The sequence below is a fragment of the Achromobacter sp. ACM01 genome (genome assembly GCF_014851745.1).
GTDB classification, from domain to species: domain Bacteria; phylum Pseudomonadota; class Gammaproteobacteria; order Burkholderiales; family Burkholderiaceae_B; genus Achromobacter; species Achromobacter aegrifaciens.
Map to the genome: position 1 here is coordinate 687380 of NZ_JACVAF010000003.1, position 17587 is coordinate 704966.

Here is a 17587-nt window from a genome sequence, read left to right on the forward strand (position 1 = left end):
CTTGTTCCTCAGAAGATCGATGCGCGCGCCCCGGCCGGCGGAGCGTGACGCAGCGCGGCGTCAGGCCGCCGGATTCATAAACTGGATGAACTCCGTGATGGCGCCTTCAGGCTCCATCAGATAGAACACCTTGGTGCGCCCTTGCCGCATGACGCGCGGCGAAGACACGCTTTCATAGCCGGCGCGCGTGGCCTGCTCGTATACGGCATCCACGTCCTCCACCTCGAACGCCATGTGGCTGTAGCCGAAATCGCATTGGCGGCGCGGCTGCCTGTCGCCGTCCGGCGTGTAGTACTTGAACAGTTCCACCCGGTGTCCGCCGTGGCGCAGCATGGCCCAGCGTATGGTCGCGCCCGGCAGGCCGACCACTTCGCCCAGCGCAGGCTCGCTGCGGTGGTCCATCTCGCCCTCCAGCTCGAAGCCAAGAAAGCCGGTGTAGAAATTGCGCGCGCGTTCGAAATCATTGACGCAGACAGCCGTGTGATGCGTGGCAAGCAGTTTGTCTTTGAGCATTTTTCTCTCCGATGGCGTCCGGTTCAGCGGGCGCCGCCGCGGCGGCTGTCCATGGATTTCAGGGCCGTCTCCACGGCCTGCGCGTCCGCCAGCGCGGCGCGCTCCAGCACCTTGGAGACCACGGGCGAGGAATTGGCGCCCGTGACGTGCACGATCTCGTGGTCCAGCCAGTCGAACAGCCTCGACTGCGCCTCGCTCGCGACCCGCGAGCCGATCGAGGTGCCGCGGGTAGTCTGCTCCACGATCATCAGCGCCTGCGTACGCATGACGCCGGCCGCGATGGTGTCCCAATCGATGCCCAGCGGATCCAGCGTGCGCAGGTCTATCACCTGGGCATCGATGCCCGTGCGCTCCGCCGCCTGGCAGCAGACCTCGACCATGACGCCATAGGTCAGGATGGTGCAGCGCGTGCCCTCACGCGCCACCCGAGCCCGGCCGATGGGCACGATGTAGTCCCAGTCCTCGGCCGGCACCTTGCCCACCGTCTTGAACAGGTCGTTGTATTCCACCATCAGGACCGGATCGTCGCAGCGCAGCGCGGCATTGAGCAGGCCGATGTAATCGTAGGGACGCGACGGCGCCAGGATGCGCCACCCTGGATACTGGGCAAACAGGCCACTGGCGTCCATGGAATGCTGCGAACCGTAGCCGGTGCCCGCCGTGACCCGGCTGCGCACCAGCACCGGCACCGCGAATTTGCCGCCGAACATGTGGCGCACCTTGGCGATCTGGTTGAACAGCTGATCCGCCGCCACCAGCGCGAAGTCGGGGTACATGATCTCCACCACCGGCCGCATGCCGTTCAACGCCGCGCCCAGCGCCAGGCCGGTGAAGCCGTTCTCGCAGATGGGCGTGCCGATGAGGCGTTCCGGAAAATGGTCGCCGATGTCCTTGGTAGCGCCAGCCGTGCCGCCTTTCAGGCGATGCACATCCTCCCCCAGGATGAAGATGCCGTCGTCGCGCTGCATGTTCAGCAGCATGGCGCGCGAAATCACGTCCTGGAACTTGGCGTCCGCCAGACTCGCTGGCGTCTGCTCCTCCAGCTCGATGGCGCGCTGACCGGCGAGTTCGCCCAGGTTGCCGCGGATGCCGCTGTCCACGCTGGCCGGGTCCGGCCACAGTTCGGGCCGGATGCGTTGCGCCGCCTCGTCGCCGTAGTGCTCCAGCAGCCGCCCTAGCGCGCCGTCTATCAGTTCTTCCGCGCGGCGCTCCAGGCGGGCGATGCCGGCATCGTCGATCAGGCCCAGCGACTTCAGCTGCTCGGGAAACGTCGAAATGGGATCGCGCGCGCCCCAGGCTTCTTCCTCGTCCTTGTCGCGGTAGCGGAAGGCGCTGCCCTTCAGCGCGCCCGACTGGTGCAGGTAGCGGTAGGTCTGCGCCTCCAGCAGCACCGGCCCGCCGTCGCGGCGGATGATGGCCCGGGCTTCCTGCATGGCCAGGCGCGCAGCGACCACGTCCATGCCGTCGAATTCTATCGCCGGCACGCCCAGGGACAGGCCGCGCGCCGACAAGCGGGTTTCGCGGGTCTGTTCCGACACGTGGGTGGACACGGCGTACAGGTTGTTTTCCACGAAGAAAATAGTGGGCGTGTTGTAGAGCGCCGCAAGGTTCATGGCCTCGTAGGCCGCCCCGCTCTGCATGGCGCCGTCGCCGAAGAAGGCCACCGACACATGGTCGCGGCCGCGCAGCTTGTCGGCAAAGGCGTAACCCACCGCATGCGACGGATTGCCGCCCACGATGGCGTTGGACCCATAGATGCCGGCCTCGGGATAGCGCAGATGCATGGAACCGCCACGGCCGCCGCAATAGCCAGGCGTCAGGCCCAGGATCTCGGCATAGGTCCGGTAGACCACCTCACGGTGCGAATCCAGCGTTTCCGAGTCCAACGGCGAATAGTCCGCCGGTGTGGCGTGGTTCAGCGCCTTGGCAAGAAACTGGTGGTGCATGCGGTGGGTGCCGTTGATCTTGTCGGCCGACTCCAGCGCCGACATGGCGCCCACAGCGCCGCCGTCCTGGCCGATGCTGGAATGCGCCGGACCATGCAGGATGCCGGCCACGCTGAGCTTCAGCAGCTTCTCTTCGAAGCGCCGGATCAGTATCAACTGCTCCAGCATGCGGACCATCTCGCGCGGCGCGATGGCCCCCGCATCCGCGGCGGTGGCGGTAAGCCGCCACCACGGCGTGTCGGTGTGCAGGGCGGCAAGCCGCGAGGGTTTCGCGGCAGGCGCCGCGCCTTCATTGATGTGCTTCATCTACGCTTCCCTTCAGTGAGCCGCGGCCAGGGCGGCATCCAGCGGTTCGGTTTCCTGCGCCCGCAGCAGCTTCCAGATGTGCGTGCGCAGGTGCACGAATGCCTCCATGTCCATCACGTCCTCGATCCGCTCCATGCTGTCCCAGTCCTCGCGCTTGCGCACGTCGGCCACGTTGATGATTTCCTTGATCTGTCCCGGGCGGCCAGTCAGCACCACCACGCGGTCGGACAGATACACCGCTTCTTCCACGCTGTGGGTGATGAACAGCACGGTGCGCGGATTGAGGCGGGACAACTTGACCAGTTCTTCCTGCATGACCACGCGGGTCTGGGCGTCCAGCGCGCCGAAGGGCTCGTCCATCAGCAGCACGTCGGGATCCAGCGCGTAGCTGCGGGCGATGGCCACGCGCTGCTGCATCCCGCCGGACAGCTGGTGCGGATAGGCCTGCTCGTAGCCCGCCAGGCCCATCAGTTCGATGTAGCGCGCCACGGTCCGCGCCCGCGCCTCGCGCGAGGCGCCCTTGCACTTCAAGCCGAAGCCGATGTTCTCGGTCACGGTCTTCCAGGGAAACAGCGCAAACTGCTGGAACACGACGGCGCGGTCCGGTCCCGGTTCCTCGACTTCCTTGCCACCCACCCGCACGCTGCCGGCCGAGGGAAACTCCAGGCCGGCTGCCATGCGCATCAGCGTGGTCTTGCCGCAGCCAGACGGTCCGACGATGGAAACGAACTCCCTCTCGCCCACCTCGAAACTCACGTCGTCCAGGGCCAGGAAGCTTTCCCCGCCCCGGCTGAAAGTGCGCTGCACCCGCTCGAAAGTAATCTGACTCATGCTTGCGTTCCTTTGTTGAGAGCCGCGGCCGCCGGCTTACCTGGCGACATCGGCGACGAAAGCCCTGAGTTTGGGATCGTCCTGGATCATCTGCAGATACTTGCCCGTGACCATGGTCTTGGGATCAGGGATCTTCTTGACCACGCCCACGGACACCATGAATTCCCCCACGCTGTTCCACCACTCCACGATCTCCGAGGACCCGCCGGGGCCCGGCGCGAACAGCTTGGTCTGCTCCGCCAGGTCGAAAGCCGGACGGTCGCGCAATTCCTGCGCCAGGTACTTGTCGGGGAACTTCACGCCCACGCTGCCGAAAAAGGCTTTCAGATACGCCTTGGCCTCCTCGGGATGCGCGCGCTGCCAGGCCACCGCGCGCAGGTAAACCGCCAGGAAGCGGGCGACCTTGTCGGGATGCTTCTTGGCGAAGGCCGGCGTCGTGAACAGGTAGCTGTGGATAGGCATTTTCAGCTCGGCGCCAGTACAGATCACCTTTGCGCCTATGGCCTCTTCCAGGATGTAGGTGTTGGGCGCCCACACCGAGGAAATGTCGTACTTGCCGCTCATTACCGCGGCATTGATGTCGGGCGGCGACAGGTTCACGAAGCGGTAGTCGTCGGGCTTGAGGCCGAACTTCTGTGACAGGCATTGCGCCGCGCCCCACTGACCCGTGGAGTTGCTGGTGACTGGAATGGTCTTGCCCTTGAGCAGCGCCGGGTTCTTGAGGTACTCATCCGCCCGGTCCTTGGTGGCCATCAGCGTGATGATGGCGGCCTCGCCGTCGGCGATGCCTATGGTCTGCAGGCCGTACTTCGACGCGCCCAGCAGCGACGGAATATTGCCCGCCCCGCCCACGTCCCATGAACCAGACGCGCCCGCCGCGATTTCGACCGCGCCGGAAGCAAAGGTCGAGATCTCAGGCTTCAGTCCCACCTCCTTCCACCACCCCTTCTCGCTGGCGATGTACCACTCCAGCGCCCACCGCTGTGGCTGCTGCCCGATGCGGATGGTGAACAGTTCCTCGCCCGCCGGCGCGGCCTGGGCCGTCGCCTGTCCGGGTCCCCCCAGCCAGCACCCGATCACGAGCGCTGCCAAGGCCTTGAGGCCTTTGTAGTGTTTCATCTGTCTCTCTCCAGTATGAAATGACGCTGCCTGCACTGCCTGCCTGTACTCCCTCCTTTTTTCCCGGGTCAGCGCGACCAGTCGCGCTGCACCCTGCGCTGCAAGGCGCGCATGCCGTAGTCGATGCCCGCGCCTATCAGGCCGATGGTGATCATTCCGCTGATCACGATGGCGGGTTCCAGATTGCTGCCGCCCTGCACGATCATGTAGCCCAGTCCGGTCGAACCCACGATCAGTTCCGCGCCGATCAAGGACTGCCAGCCGAACCCCGCGCCGACGCGGATGCCAGCGACGATGTGCGCCAATGCGGCCGGCAGCAGAATTTCCGTCAACGTCGCCCAGCGCCCAGCCCCCAGCATCTGGCCGGCCTCGATCAAGGCGCGGTCGATCTGCCTGGCGCCGCGATAGGCGTTCAGTACACAGGGCGCGAAGGCGCCGGCGAATATCACCAGGGTGGGCGACAGGAAGCCCGTGCCGAACCAGAAGATCGCGAACGGCACCCAGGCGATTGGGGGAATGAAGCGGAAGGCTTCGAACACCGGCGTCACCGCCCAATCCAGCGCCTTGAAACGCCCCATGAACAAGCCCAGCGGGACACCAAGCAGGACCGCGATGGAGAAGCTGATCAGGAATTTCTCCAGGCTGGCCAGCAGATGCATCTGCAGCACCGAGCCCGCATAGGGTTCGCGCGTGTGCTCGGCCATGCTGCGCAGCACCGTCAGCGGTCCAGGCAGGAAGGCCGGCGATACCAGGCCCAGCCCGGACAGCAATGCCCAGCCGCCGAACAAGGTGGCGATGCCCAGCGCCGGCATCAGCCAGCGTTCGAGCACGCGGCGCGACACGAGGGCGTGCGCGCGCGACGGGCCGGCGCGGTTCAGGCTTTCCATGGCATCACCTTGCGTTCGACCTGCGCCAGCAGGGCCGACATCAGCATGCCCATGCCGGCCACGGCGGCCATGGCCACCACGATCATTCCCGAGTTCAGGTCGCGGGTGGCGATGATCAGCACGTGGCCCAGGCCGACGAAGGAGCCGACCAGCTCGGCCGCCACCAGCACCATCCAGCAAGCCTGCAACGAGGTCCTCAGACCCGTGAAGATGGCGGGCAACGCGCCTGGAACGATGACGTCCAGCAGCATCAGGCGGCCCGCCGCGCCATTGACGCGCGCTGCCTGGAGCAGCGTGTCGTCGATGTTGCGCACGCCGGTGTAGGTATTGATCACGGTCGGCGCGAAAGCTGCCAGCCAGATGACGAAGACCTTGGCGCTGGTGCCCAGCCCGAACCACAGGATGGTCAGCGGAATCCAGGCGATGGGCGCAATGGGACGGACGATCTGGAACACCGGATTGACGTAGGCCTCGACCAGCCGGTTCTGCCCCATGAGGATCCCCAGCGGCACGCCCGTCAGCGCCGCCGCTGCGAACCCGTACAGCACCAGTCCGGTGCTGGCCACGATGTGCTGCCACAGCGTGCCGTCGGCATAGCCGTCCCCTGCGATCTCCAGTAGTGCGTCCCAGGCATCGCTGGGCGACGGCAGCTGCACCGGACTCAACAATTCCAAAGGGCCGGTGGCCAGGTACCAGGCCAGGAGCAGCGCCGCGACCGACGCGCCGCTGACCAGCCAGCGCAGGGACAGGCGTCGACGCACCGGCGCGGGTGGAGGGGCGGGAGCCCTGGCGACGGTCATGGCGGCACTCCGATCGAGCAGGGCCAGGGCGGCCGGTACGCCCCCGACGACGGGCGGGGAAAGAGGATGGCGGGCCATGTCAATGCGTCCTCAGCACGATCTTTGCCGACGCCGCGCGTCCGCCATCGAGGTCAGAGAAAGCCCGCGCGCCCGCGCCCAGTTCGCGCTCCTCGATCCAGGACAGGTCGCCGAAGACGCCGCGATGCAGCGCGTCCACCGTGGCGCGCAGATCCGCGCTGGTGTAGGTATAGGCGCCGATGAGGGTGATCTCCTCCAGCGTCAGCCGCCGCATGTCGATCTCGCTGGCCCAGTCCTGCAGGCCGATGTGCAGCATGACGCCGCCCGGCTGCACCGCGGCCAGCGCCGCGGCGCGCGTGAGCTTGCCGCCTACCGCGTCCACCACCAGTTCATATGCGCCCGGTTCGGGTGCCGCCTCGCGCGGATCGAAGGCCGTGCAGCCCGCGTGCTGCTGCGCCGAAGCGCGCCGCAAGGGATTGGTCTCCGCCAAGCTGACGCGGCAGCCCTGGCTGCGCAGCAGCAGCGCCGTCAGGAGGCCTATGGCGCCGCCGCCCACGACCAGTGCGCGGGCTTCGGCCAACGGCCGGAACAACGCCCGCTGCGCCAGCGCCACGCCGTGCAAGGCCGTGGCCGCGGGTTCGGTCAGCGCGGCCGCGGCGGCCGGCATGTCCTGCGGCACGGATATCAGGCAGCGTTCGGGTATGGCCATGAACTCGGCGAAGGCGCCGGGACGCGTCATGCCCACCATGCCGCGGTTGCGGCAGAGATTGTTGCGGCCCTGCACGCAGAAATCGCACTGGCCGCAGTGGATCAGCGGATTGCCGGTGACCCGCTGGCCGGCGCGGCTGCCGCCCACCAGCGTGCCGACGAACTCGTGGCCCAGGATCAGCGGCGGATTGCGGCGGGGATCATGCCCATGGTAGGCATGCATGTCCGAGCCGCAGATGCCCACGGCCTCGATGCGCAGCAGCGCATCGCCATCCGCTGGCGCGGGATCGGGTTCATCGCGGAAGGTCAGCTGGCCGGGCGCGGTGTAGACAAGGGCTTTCATGGCGAGGCTCCATGGAGATGCCGGTCAGCGGGCCGAAAAGCCGCCGTCGATGAACAGGGTCTGCCCGGTTATGTAGGCCGACGCCTCGCTCGCCAGGAACACTGCCGCGCCGTGCAGGTCCTCCAGTCGGCCATTGCGGCCGATCATGGTGCTGCCCGCCAGGGCCTGCACGCGGGCCGGGTCGCTCATCACGGGCGCGGTCAGCGGCGTCTCGAAGAAGCCCGGCGCGATCGCGTTGCAGGTGACTCCGTGGCGCGACCAGTACTCGGCGATGGCTCGGGTCAGCTGCATCAGGCCGCCCTTGGACGCGCCATAGGGCGCGCTGTCGGGAAAGGCGCGCACGCACTGCAGCGAGGTAATGTTGATGATGCGGCCCCAGCCGCGTTCGCGCATGGCCGGCGCCAGCGCGCGGGTCAACAGGAACGGTGCGGTCAGGTTGATCGCCAGCGAGCGGTCCCAATCCTCGTCAGCCGTGTCCTCGAAGGACTTGCGCACGTTGATGCCCGAGGCATTGACCAGGATGTCGGGCGCGCCGAAAGGTTGCGCCGCGCGGTCGGCAAAGTCGCGCAACGCATCACGGTCAGCCAGATCGCAGGGCAACGCGCGCGCACGCAGGCCTTGCGCTTCGAATTCGCTGGCGGCGCAAGCCAGCTCGTGCTCGCGCCGCGCCACCAGCACCACGCTGGCGCCGGCCCGCGCCAGCGCCAGGCCAATGGCCCGGCCTATGCCGGAACTGCCGCCGCTTACCAGCGCGACGCGGCCGTCGAGGTCGAACAGGCGGGACATGTCATTCTGCATGATGGCTTTACTCCCGCACGGGTTCGCCCAGTTCGAAGGACTCTTTGGGGAAGTACTTGGCCAGGCGGTCGTCAGCCGTGCGCGCATGCGCTTCCATGCCTTCCAGGCGCGAGATCCGCGCCGTCACCTGGGCGGTGTCACGGCTGGCCTGGCGCGTCATGCGCTGCCAGGTGACGGTCTTGATGAACTTGTGCACGGATAGGCCGCCCGAATAGCGCGCCGCGCCCTTGGTGGGCAGGATGTGGTTGGTGCCGCTGGCCTTGTCGCCGAACGCCACCGTGGTTTCCTCGCCCAGAAACAGCGAGCCATAGCAGGTCAGATGCCGGAACCACCAGTCCAGGTCTTCGCAATGGACCTCCAGGTGTTCGCTGGCGTAGCGGTCCGAGACCTCGACCGCCTCTTCGCGCGTATCGCACAGCACCACCTCGCCGTAGTCGCGCCAGGCGGCGCCGGCCGCGTCCCTTGCGGTGGGCGGCAGGGCCGCAATCAGTTCGGGCACTTGCTTGAGCACCGCTTCGGCCAGCTTGCGGTCGGTGGCGATCAGCCAGGCCGGCGACTCGTGGCCATGCTCGGCCTGCCCGACCAGATCCGAGGCGACGATAGCCGGGTCCGCCGACGCGTCGGCGATGATGCAGACCTCCGAAGGCCCGGCGAACACGTCGATGCCCACGCTGCCGAAGAGCATGCGCTTGGCTTCCGCCACGAACTTGTTGCCCGGCCCGACGATGATATCGGCCGGTTTGCCGGTGAACAGGCCATAGGCCATGGCGGCGATCGCCTGCACGCCCCCCAGCGTCATCACGGCATCCACGCCCGCCACCTGCATGGCATACAGCACTTGCGGATGTATGCCCTCGCCGCGGTACGGCGTGGAGCAGGCGATGACCATGGGCACGCCGGCCGCCTTGGCGGTGGCAATACTCATGTAGGCCGAAGCGATGTGCGCGTAGCGCCCGGTGGGCACATAGCAGCCCGCCACGTTGACCGGTATCAGGCGCTGGCCTGCGACCAGGCCCGGCGCGAGTTCCAGCTCGAACTCGCGCACCGAAGCCATCTGGGCCTGCGCGAACTTGCGCACCTGGCCGGCGGCGAACTCGATGTCGCGCTTGATGCCGTCGGGAATGGACGCGGTGCGCCGTTCCATCTCGGTGGCGCCGACCAGGATGTCCCCCTCCCATTTATCCAACCGCCGGGCGTAGTCGCGCACCGCGGCCTCGCCGCCCGACTTGATGTTCGCCAGCATTTCGGCGGCGACCTCGCGCGCGGCGGCCTCATTGGCCTGGGGCTGCCTGGACGCGGACTTGAGCTTGCTTACTGCCATGGTATGGCCTCGCGGAAGAATGGATGAAGCTCAGTTGGTCTTGTTGGCGAAAGTCTTGAGCGCCGGGGTCTGGTCGACGCGCTTCATGTAGTCGTCCGTGATATAGGCCTTGGGGTCCGGCACCTCGGTGAGCGTGCCCACGCTCTTCAGGTAGCCCGACAGCGCCTCGTAGGCGTTGTCCAGCGTGGACTTGCCGCCAGTGCGCGACATCAGCTTGAGCTGCTCGTCGAGCGTGAAGATCGGCCGTTCCAGCTCCTGTCCCAGGTAACCGTCGTTGAGCTTGATGCCGTTGGCCTGGAACAGCTTGCGCAGGTAGCCCATGGCTTCCGCCTTGTTGTTCTTCTCGAAGCTGACAGCCCGCAAGTACACCGCCAGGAACTTGGCGACCGCGTCCGGATTCTGCTGGGCGAATTCACCGCGGGCCACCAGCGCGCCAGGAATCATCACGCCCGCGTCCTTGCCGCTGCACACGACTTCCGCGCCGATCTGTTCGTTGAGCGTATAGAAATTGGGCGCCCAGGTGCCGGCCAGCATGCCGTTGCCGCCGGTGTAGGCGGACACCAGCTGCGCCGGGGCCAGCGTCACCACGCTGACATCGCTGCGCTGCATGCCCCATTTCTTCAGGCAGGCCATGGTGGCGTATTCGCCCGTCGAGTTCGGACTGAGGAGGATCTGTTTGCCCTTCACTTCCTTGGCCGCGTTGCTGCGCACGGCGGCGGCGTTTTCCTTGCGCGCCATCACGCCGTTGGCGGTCGATTCGTCATTAGTGACGCCGAGGGTCACGATGCCATAGCGCTGCGCGCCCAGCACCGCGGGCGGCGACCCCGTTCCGCCCACGTCCCAGGACTTGGATGCGGCGCCGGCAATCTGCTGCGCTCCCGCCGGATACACCACGAACTCCGGCTTCAGGCCGGCTTCCGCCCACCAGTTCTTTTCCGTGGCGATGTAGATCGGCAGCGCCCAATAGGCAATCTGGTAGCTGACCTTGATGGGAGTCGGCGTCTGGGCCGACACGGACGGGCTCAACAACAAGGCGCCCAGCGGCGCCAGGCACAGACCCAGGATGCGGGGGATTCTCGACATGCTTAGTCTCCGATAGTGGATTCCGGTCTGCATGCGCGAGCTGCCGCGACATTCCCCGGATAGCAGGCCCGGATCTGCGTTCGGGCTCGTTTTTTGAAAGCGCATACAAAGAATAAGCGCGGAAGAATCTCGTTCAACCCCGAGAAAACCCTAGAGATAGACCATCGCGTTTCAATAACTGTATATTCACACCATCAAATTTCTGAAAGCGCTTTCAAAACATGAAGCGAAAGTCGGCTCCCCTATCCGGGGACACCCTGAAGTCCATCGCCGCCGCCGGCGGCATCTCGTCGGCAACGTTGTCGCGGGTGTTGAACCACCCGGAAAAAGTGCGGCCCGACCTGCGCGCGCGCGCCATGGCCCTGCTGGCCGAGGCTGGCTACGTGCCGCACGGCGCAGCCCGTTCGCTCGCTTCCCGCAAGACCCGGACCATGGGCGCCATCATCCCCACGGTGGACAGTGCCCTGTTCGCCAAGCTGGTCGACGGCATGCAGCAAGCGATCCACGAACACGGCTATCAGCTGCTGCTGGCCAGCACCAACTACAGCCCCGCGCGCGAAGCGGGTGAAGTGCGCGCGCTGATCGAGCGCGGCGTGGACGCCATGATGCTGGTCGGGCGTAGCCGCGACCCGGAACTCTACGAACTGCTGCACTCCAAGGGCATCCCCTTCGTCACCACCTGCCATTACGACGCCGCCGATTCCTGGCCCATGGTGGGCTGGGACAACGCCGCGGCTGCGCAGCGCATCGCCGACTACCTGCTGGACATCGGCCACCGCCGACTTGGCGTGATCGCCGGCATCTCCAAGGACAACGACCGCGCCGCCGACCGCGTCGCCGGCTTCACGCGCGCCCTGACGCGCCGCGGCATCGAACTGCCGCCGCAATACATCATCGAAAAGCCCTACACCGTGCCCGAAGCCCGCCGCGCCATGGCCACCCTGCTGCGCCTGCCCGAGCCGCCCACCGCGGTCATGTGCGGCAATGACATCCTGGCCTATGGGGCGCTGCAGGAATGCCTGTGGCAAAACCTGCGCGTGCCCGAGCAGATTTCGATCACGGGCTTCGACAATATCGAAATGGCGGCCCATTGCCGGCCCGGCATCACCACCCTGAACGTGCCGGCCTTCGAGCTGGGCCAGCGCGCCGCCCAGATCCTGCTGGCCGCCGATGCCGACACGCCGCCCGAAAACGTCTGCATCGAACTGGAATTGATCGTCCGCGACACCACCGCGCCGCCGCGCAGCAGCACCAGTGCGCGGCTAGGCCGCTGACCACAACGGAGCAAGCCCCATGGAACACATCGAATCACCCCGCATTGCATTCCTGGGCCTGGGCGTCATGGGGAGCGCGATGCTGCGCAACCTGGCCGCGCAAGGGTATGCAGTATCAGGCTACGACGTCGTTCCCGCAGCCATGGAGCGCCTGGCCGACACCGGCTTCCGGCGGGCCGCCACGCCACTGGACGCCGCCCGCGGCTGCGACGTGGCGATCACCATGCTGCCCACCTCGACCCACGTCCGCGACGCCTTGTTCGGCGCCGATGGCGCGGCGGCGGGCTTGAATCCGGGCGCCCTGGTCATTGAAATGAGCACGGGCGACGCGGTCGAGACGGACCGCATCGCCGCCGATCTCGCAGCCCTGGGCCTGCGTTGCATGGATGCCCCCGTGGGGCGCACGCCGCGCGAGGCGGCGCAGGGCAAGGCCTTGATCATGGCCGGCGGCGCGCAGGCCGACTTCGACCAGGCCGCGCCCATCTTCGCCGCCATGGCCAACGAGATCGTGCACGTGGGCCCTTTCGGTTCGGGCATCCGGCTCAAGCTGGTCAACAACTACATGTCCATGGTCGGCATGGTACTGACGGGCGAAGCGCTGATGTTCGCCGCCAAGCTCGGGCTGGACCGCGCCACTGTCGTCAAGGTGCTGTCCAACACCACTGCGGGGCGTGGACAGCTCCTGACCAATTTTCCCGGCAAGGTGCTGGCGGGCGACATCAGCCCCGACTTCCCCATGCGCATGGGCTACAAGGACATCAACCTGGCCATGAACCTGGCCGCCTCGGTGGGTGCGCCGCTGGGCCTGGGCGGCTACGCCCGCGAGATGTTCGCGCTGGCCAAATCATGGGGACGGCAGGAGCAGGACTGTACCGCCATGCTGCTGCTGCTCGAGGACGTGGCCCATCTGGACCGCCAGGCGACGGGGTCCGGCCATGAGTGAGCACATCGCAACCCTGCCCGCGCGGCGGCCGCGCGCATCGCGCCGCCGAATCACCGTGGGCGTGGCGGCCGTCGCCATCGCCTTTGCCGCCTGGTGGATCGTGTCGGCGCTGGGCCTGGTCAATGGCGCGCGCTTTCCCACCCCGCTCACCACCTGGCAGGCCGCGGTGCAGCTCTCGCGCGATTCCGGCTATGCCGGCGGCACGCTGTTCCAGCACATCGGCCACAGCCTGCGCCTGGTATTCCTGGGATTCCTGGTCGCGATCGGCACCGGCGTGCCGCTAGGGCTGCTGATGGGATTCAGCAAGCGCATCGACGCGCTGGTCGGGCCGGTGTTCTCGCTGCTGCGCCCGATTCCGCCACTGGCCTGGATCCCGCTGGCCATCCTGTGGCTGGGCCTGGGGGATCCGGCGAAGATCTTCCTGATCTGGGTGTCCTCGTTCACACCTGCCGTCATCAACACCTACGCAGGCGTGCGCAACATCGACCCCACGCTGATCGAGGCCGCGCGCGTGCACGGCGCGGGCAATCCCGTCCGCATGCTGCGCGAGGTCCTGATACCCGGCTCCATGCCCATGATCTTCACCGGCCTGCGGCTGTCGCTGCAGACCGCGTGGATGACGCTGGTGGCAGCCGAACTCATCGGCGCCTTCATCGGCCTGGGCAAGGTGCTGGACACCGCGGCACTGGACATCCGGCCCGGCATGATCCTGTACGCAATGGTCTGGGTGGGCCTGTTGGGCGCGGTGATGACACGCGGACTGGAATGGATCGAAAAGAGGGCCTTGCCATGGCTACGCTGACACGCGCCTCGGGCGACCCGCCCGCCTTCACCTTCGGCTTGTCCTGCCTGGGGCTGGCCGGCTTCTTCCTGGCCTGGCATCTGCTGAGCGTGGCGGGCGTGTTCCCGCCCAACTACCTGCCCGGCCCGCTGACCGTGCTGCAGACCATCGCACAGTACAGCAGCGAACCCTATTCCGGCGCCACGCTCTGGACGCACCTGGGCGCCAGCCTCTACCGCTTCGCCTGCGGCTTCCTGCTGGCCGCGGCGGTAGGCATACCGCTGGGCCTGCTGATGGGCTGGTACCGCTGGCTGGACGACGTGGTCAGTCCGTTCTTCGATGCGTTGCGCTTCGTGGCGCCCATCGCCTGGGTGCCGTTCGCCGGCCTGTGGTTCGGCACCGGCATCGGCGGACCCACCCTGATCATCTTCGCCGGCGCCTTTCCGCCCTGCCTGATCAGCGCCTACCGCGGCGCCAAGTTCGTCGACACGCGACTGCTGGAAGCCTCGCGCACGCTGGGCGCCAGTGGCCCGCGCATCGTGGCCGAAGTGCTGCTGCCGGCGTCGCTGCCTTCCATCCTGGCCGGCCTGCGCGTCAGCGCCGGCATCGGCTGGCAATCGCTGGTAGGCGCGGAACTGATCGTGGTGGGCAACGGCATCGGCTACATGATGGTCCAGGGGCAGCTCAACGTCGCCACCAATATCGTCATGGCCGGCATGATCGCCATCGGCATCGTCGGCATCTGCATCGACGTTGCGCTGCGCATGTTTGAACAGCGCCTGAAGGCGCGCTGGGGACGTTGATGGACCACGCAACGCCAGACTCAACCTTGTCGGTCATTGTCACGGGCGGCGCAAGCGGCATCGGCGCGGCGGTATGCAGGCGGGTGATCGAAGCGGGCGGCCACGCGGCCATCCTTGACCTCAACCAGGAAGCCGCGCATACGCTGGCGCGGGAACTGGGGCCGCGCGCGGTGGCCGCCCCGGGCGACGTGCTGGACGAGGCCGGACTGCGGGCCACTCAGGAACGGCTTGCCGCCCTCCTACCCGCGGTCAACGGACTGGTGAACTGCGCCGGTATCGCCCAGGTTCCAACCGCCATCGAAGACTATCCGGTGGAGGCCTGGGCCCTTGTGGTGGATTCCCACCTGAAAGGCACCTATATCGCCTGCCGCGTATTCGGCAGCGCGATGGCCGAACGCGGACGCGGGGCGGTCGTCAACGTGGCGTCCGTGCTGTCGTTCCGCCCCGGCCCGGTACTGGCCTACGGTCCGGCCAAGGCCGCGGTGGTCAACCTGACCGAAGCCCTCGCGGTGCAATGGGCGCGCCGCGGCTTGCGCGTCAACGCCATCGCGCCCGGCTGGACCGACACGCCCTTCCTGAAACCCAAGGAACGGCAGGGCGAGCGCGACATGACGCCGATCCTGAACGCCACGCCGCTGGGCCGCCTGATGCAGCCGCGCGAGATCGCGGAAGTGGTGTTCTTCCTGCTGTCGCCGGCGGCCTCGGTCATCACTGGCGCCACCATCCCCTGCGACGGCGGCGTCATCGCAGGATCTGGATGGGCGCCCTACGGGGGCTTGCCGCAAGCTGGCTAAGCGCGGGGCGTGGCCTCCAGCACCGCGGCGCGGAACTCCTGCATCAGCGGCGACCAGGTGGCGCCGTGCCGCGTAACCAGCGCCATGCTGCGCCGCAGGGGCCGGCCCAGCGCCACCGGCAGTTCCGCAATGCCTGGACCCAGCGCACTATGCGGCATCAGCGCCAGCAGGTCCGAGGCCGCCAACAACGCCAGCGCGCCCCCGGAAAAATGCTGCACCTCCAGCGCCGCCGCAGGTTGCGCCAGGCCCGCCTCGGCATAGCGGGCCTCCAGCGCCTGGCGCGCCACCGACCCCTGCATGGGCAGGATCCAGCGTTGGCCTGCCAGGTCGCGCAACGCCAGCTTGCGCCGCGACGCCAGCGGATGCTTGCGGCTGGCGGCCACGCACAGGCCGTCCTCGCGTATCGATTCCTGATGCAGCGAGCCCGGCACGTCGGCATAGATCGGTGTCACCGCAAGGTCCAGCCTGCCGCCCGCGACCTGCTCGTTGAGATCGTCCGACTGGCCTTGCGTCAGCTGCACCCGCAGCGCGGGCCGGCGCGGCAGCAGGCGGCGCAGCGCCGGCATCACCACGCTGTCCACGGTAGCGCCGGTCGCGCCGATACGCAGCAGCCCGGCCTCGCCCAGGCGCAGCTCCATCGCATTGCGCACGGCGTCGCGGTACTCCGCCCAGAGCCGCTGCGCATGCTCGCGGAACGCCAGGCCCGCCGAGGTCAGGCGCAGCCCGCGGCCGCCGCGGTCCAGCAACGCCAGCCCGGTATCGGCTTCCAGCCGTTGCAGGGACTTGGACAGCGCCGGCTGGCTGACGCCGCAGGCGGCCGCGGCGCGGTCCAGGTTGCCGTGTTCCACCACGGCCAGGAAGTACTCGATGTCGCGCAGGGACAGATTCATAATCGTTGGTTATGCATAGACTTAGCTTCAGGAATATTAAGCCGGGCCTGCGCTCCTAGAATCCCTGGATAAACCCGCAGACAGGAGACGCAGCGCGTGGACAAGAAGCCCAATATCGTATTGATCGTGGCCGACAACCTGGGATGGGGCGAATTGGGCTGCTACGGCGGCGGCGCGCTGCGCGGCGCGCCCACCCCCAACATCGACCGGCTGGCCTCGGAAGGACTGCTGCTGCAGAACTTCAACGTGGAAAGCGACTGCGTGCCCACGCGCTCCGCGCTGATGAGCGGGCGCCATCCCATCCGCACCGGTTGCCTGCAATCCGTCCCTCCCGGCCTGCCACAAGGCCTGGCGCGCGACGAAATCACGCTGGCCCAGCAATTGTCCGGCCAGGGCTACGCCACGGCGCATTACGGCAAGTGGCACCTGGGCGACATCCCCGGCCGCTATCCGTCCGATCGCGGCTTCGACGAGTGGTATGGCATCCCGCGCACCACGGACGAAAGCCAGTTCACCTCGTCCATCGGCTTCGATCCCTCGGTCGCCGACATCCCGCACATCATGCAGGGCCAGGCCGGCTCGCCCTCGGAAAACGTCAAGGTCTACGATCTGGAGACCCGCCGCGGCATCGACGCCGAACTGGTCGACCGGTCCATCGGCTTCATGCGCAAGCATGCAGAGGCCAGCCGCCCCTTCTTCCTGTACCTGCCGCTGGTGCACCTGCACTTTCCCACCCTGCCGCACCCGGACTTCGCGGGGCGCACCGGCGCCGGCGACTTCGCCGACTCCATGGTGGAAATGGACCACCGCGTCGGCCAGATCGTGCAGGCGGTGGATGAACTGAAGCTGCGCGACGACACCGTGTTCATCTTCTGCAGCGACAATGGCCCGGAATTCCGCAAGCCCTACCGCGGCACCGCCGGTCCCTGGACCGGCACCTACCACACGGCCATGGAAGGCAGCCTGCGCGTGCCCTTCATGATCCGCTGGCCGGGCAAGGTCCAACCCGGCCAGGTCTCCAACGAGATCGTGCACGTCACCGACCTGTACACCACGCTGTCGCGCATCGGCGGCGCGTCCATGCCGCAGGACCGTCCCATCGACGGCATAGACCAGACCGACTTCTTCACCGGCGCCAGCCCGACCTCGCTGCGCGAGGGCTTCCTGTTCTACATCAAGAACGACCTGCGCGCGGTCAAATGGCGCGACTGGAAGCTGCATTTCTACTGGGAGCCCGAGGTCAACGAAGGCAAGGGAAAACTGGAGTCGCCGTACCTCTTCAACCTGAAGCAGGACCCCAAGGAAGAAAGCGACATCCTCATCTTCAATACCTGGGTACTGGGGCCCATCCTGAAAATGGTGCAGTCCTTCAATCAGTCCTGCGCCGCGCATCCGAATACGCCGCCCGGCAAGCCGGATCCGAGCTGAG

The 17587-nt window shown here is 67.2% G+C and carries 17 protein-coding genes; 6 read left to right on the plus strand and 11 right to left on the minus strand.

The window, feature by feature from the left end:
* Positions 1 to 60: 60 nt before the first annotated feature.
* The 10 genes from IB268_RS17890 to IB268_RS17935 all read right to left on the minus strand — a co-directional run bounded on the left by IB268_RS17890 (position 61) and on the right by IB268_RS17935 (position 10673).
* A complete protein-coding gene (locus tag IB268_RS17890) occupies positions 61 to 513 on the minus strand; it encodes a VOC family protein (RefSeq protein ID WP_088138916.1) in 453 nt (150 codons plus the stop codon).
* 23 nt (positions 514 to 536) lie between these two features.
* Positions 537 to 2765, minus strand: a complete 2229-nt coding sequence (locus tag IB268_RS17895) for a thiamine pyrophosphate-dependent enzyme (RefSeq protein WP_192354580.1) — start codon at positions 2763 to 2765, stop codon at positions 537 to 539.
* A gap of 12 nt (positions 2766 to 2777) precedes the next feature.
* Positions 2778 to 3596 (minus strand): ABC transporter ATP-binding protein, encoded by an 819-nt coding sequence (locus tag IB268_RS17900; protein WP_054450398.1) that lies wholly within the window; start codon positions 3594 to 3596, stop codon positions 2778 to 2780.
* Between the two features lie 36 nt (positions 3597 to 3632).
* Positions 3633 to 4715 carry an ABC transporter substrate-binding protein gene (locus IB268_RS17905; protein WP_192354581.1) on the minus strand — a complete coding sequence of 361 codons (1083 nt, stop codon included), beginning with the start codon at positions 4713 to 4715 and terminating at the stop codon, positions 3633 to 3635.
* A gap of 68 nt (positions 4716 to 4783) precedes the next feature.
* Entirely contained in the window at positions 4784 to 5602 is an 819-nt protein-coding gene (locus IB268_RS17910) for an ABC transporter permease (protein ID WP_054450394.1), read from the minus strand.
* On the minus strand, positions 5590 to 6402 hold the full coding sequence (locus IB268_RS17915) for an ABC transporter permease (RefSeq protein ID WP_192354582.1): 813 nt from the start codon (positions 6400 to 6402) through the stop codon (positions 5590 to 5592). The genes IB268_RS17910 and IB268_RS17915 overlap by 13 nt, the downstream gene beginning before the upstream one ends.
* Before the next feature lie 79 nt (positions 6403 to 6481).
* Complete coding sequence (locus tag IB268_RS17920; protein ID WP_054450392.1) at positions 6482 to 7471, minus strand: alcohol dehydrogenase catalytic domain-containing protein; 990 nt, start codon at positions 7469 to 7471, stop codon at positions 6482 to 6484.
* 24 nt (positions 7472 to 7495) lie between these two features.
* On the minus strand, positions 7496 to 8269 hold the full coding sequence (locus IB268_RS17925) for an SDR family NAD(P)-dependent oxidoreductase (protein WP_192354583.1): 774 nt from the start codon (positions 8267 to 8269) through the stop codon (positions 7496 to 7498).
* A gap of 7 nt (positions 8270 to 8276) precedes the next feature.
* Entirely contained in the window at positions 8277 to 9590 is a 1314-nt protein-coding gene (gene hisD / locus IB268_RS17930; RefSeq protein WP_054450388.1) for a histidinol dehydrogenase, read from the minus strand.
* A gap of 30 nt (positions 9591 to 9620) precedes the next feature.
* Positions 9621 to 10673 (minus strand): ABC transporter substrate-binding protein, encoded by a 1053-nt coding sequence (locus tag IB268_RS17935; protein WP_054450387.1) that lies wholly within the window; start codon positions 10671 to 10673, stop codon positions 9621 to 9623.
* Between the two features lie 221 nt (positions 10674 to 10894).
* Between IB268_RS17935 and IB268_RS17940 the strand changes: the two genes are divergently transcribed.
* The 5 genes from IB268_RS17940 to IB268_RS17960 are packed head-to-tail and all read left to right on the plus strand — an operon-like array spanning position 10895 to position 15268.
* Positions 10895 to 11947 (plus strand): substrate-binding domain-containing protein, encoded by a 1053-nt coding sequence (locus tag IB268_RS17940; RefSeq protein ID WP_175181203.1) that lies wholly within the window; start codon positions 10895 to 10897, stop codon positions 11945 to 11947.
* 19 nt (positions 11948 to 11966) lie between these two features.
* Positions 11967 to 12890 (plus strand): NAD(P)-dependent oxidoreductase, encoded by a 924-nt coding sequence (locus IB268_RS17945; protein ID WP_054450385.1) that lies wholly within the window; start codon positions 11967 to 11969, stop codon positions 12888 to 12890.
* Entirely contained in the window at positions 12883 to 13692 is an 810-nt protein-coding gene (locus IB268_RS17950; protein ID WP_054450384.1) for an ABC transporter permease, read from the plus strand. The genes IB268_RS17945 and IB268_RS17950 overlap by 8 nt, the downstream gene beginning before the upstream one ends.
* Complete coding sequence (locus IB268_RS17955) at positions 13680 to 14474, plus strand: ABC transporter permease (RefSeq protein WP_054450381.1); 795 nt, start codon at positions 13680 to 13682, stop codon at positions 14472 to 14474. Before IB268_RS17950 ends, IB268_RS17955 begins: the two co-directional genes overlap by 13 nt.
* On the plus strand, positions 14474 to 15268 hold the full coding sequence (locus tag IB268_RS17960; protein WP_192354584.1) for an SDR family NAD(P)-dependent oxidoreductase: 795 nt from the start codon (positions 14474 to 14476) through the stop codon (positions 15266 to 15268). Before IB268_RS17955 ends, IB268_RS17960 begins: the two co-directional genes overlap by 1 nt.
* On the opposite strand, the gene IB268_RS17965 is transcribed toward IB268_RS17960, so the two are convergent.
* Entirely contained in the window at positions 15265 to 16158 is an 894-nt protein-coding gene (locus tag IB268_RS17965; protein ID WP_054450378.1) for a LysR family transcriptional regulator, read from the minus strand. The genes IB268_RS17960 and IB268_RS17965 overlap by 4 nt on opposite strands.
* 96 nt (positions 16159 to 16254) lie before the next feature.
* On the opposite strand from IB268_RS17965, the gene IB268_RS17970 reads away from it, so the two are divergent.
* Entirely contained in the window at positions 16255 to 17586 is a 1332-nt protein-coding gene (locus tag IB268_RS17970; protein WP_054450376.1) for an arylsulfatase, read from the plus strand.
* The last annotated feature ends 1 nt before the right edge of the window (position 17587 follow it).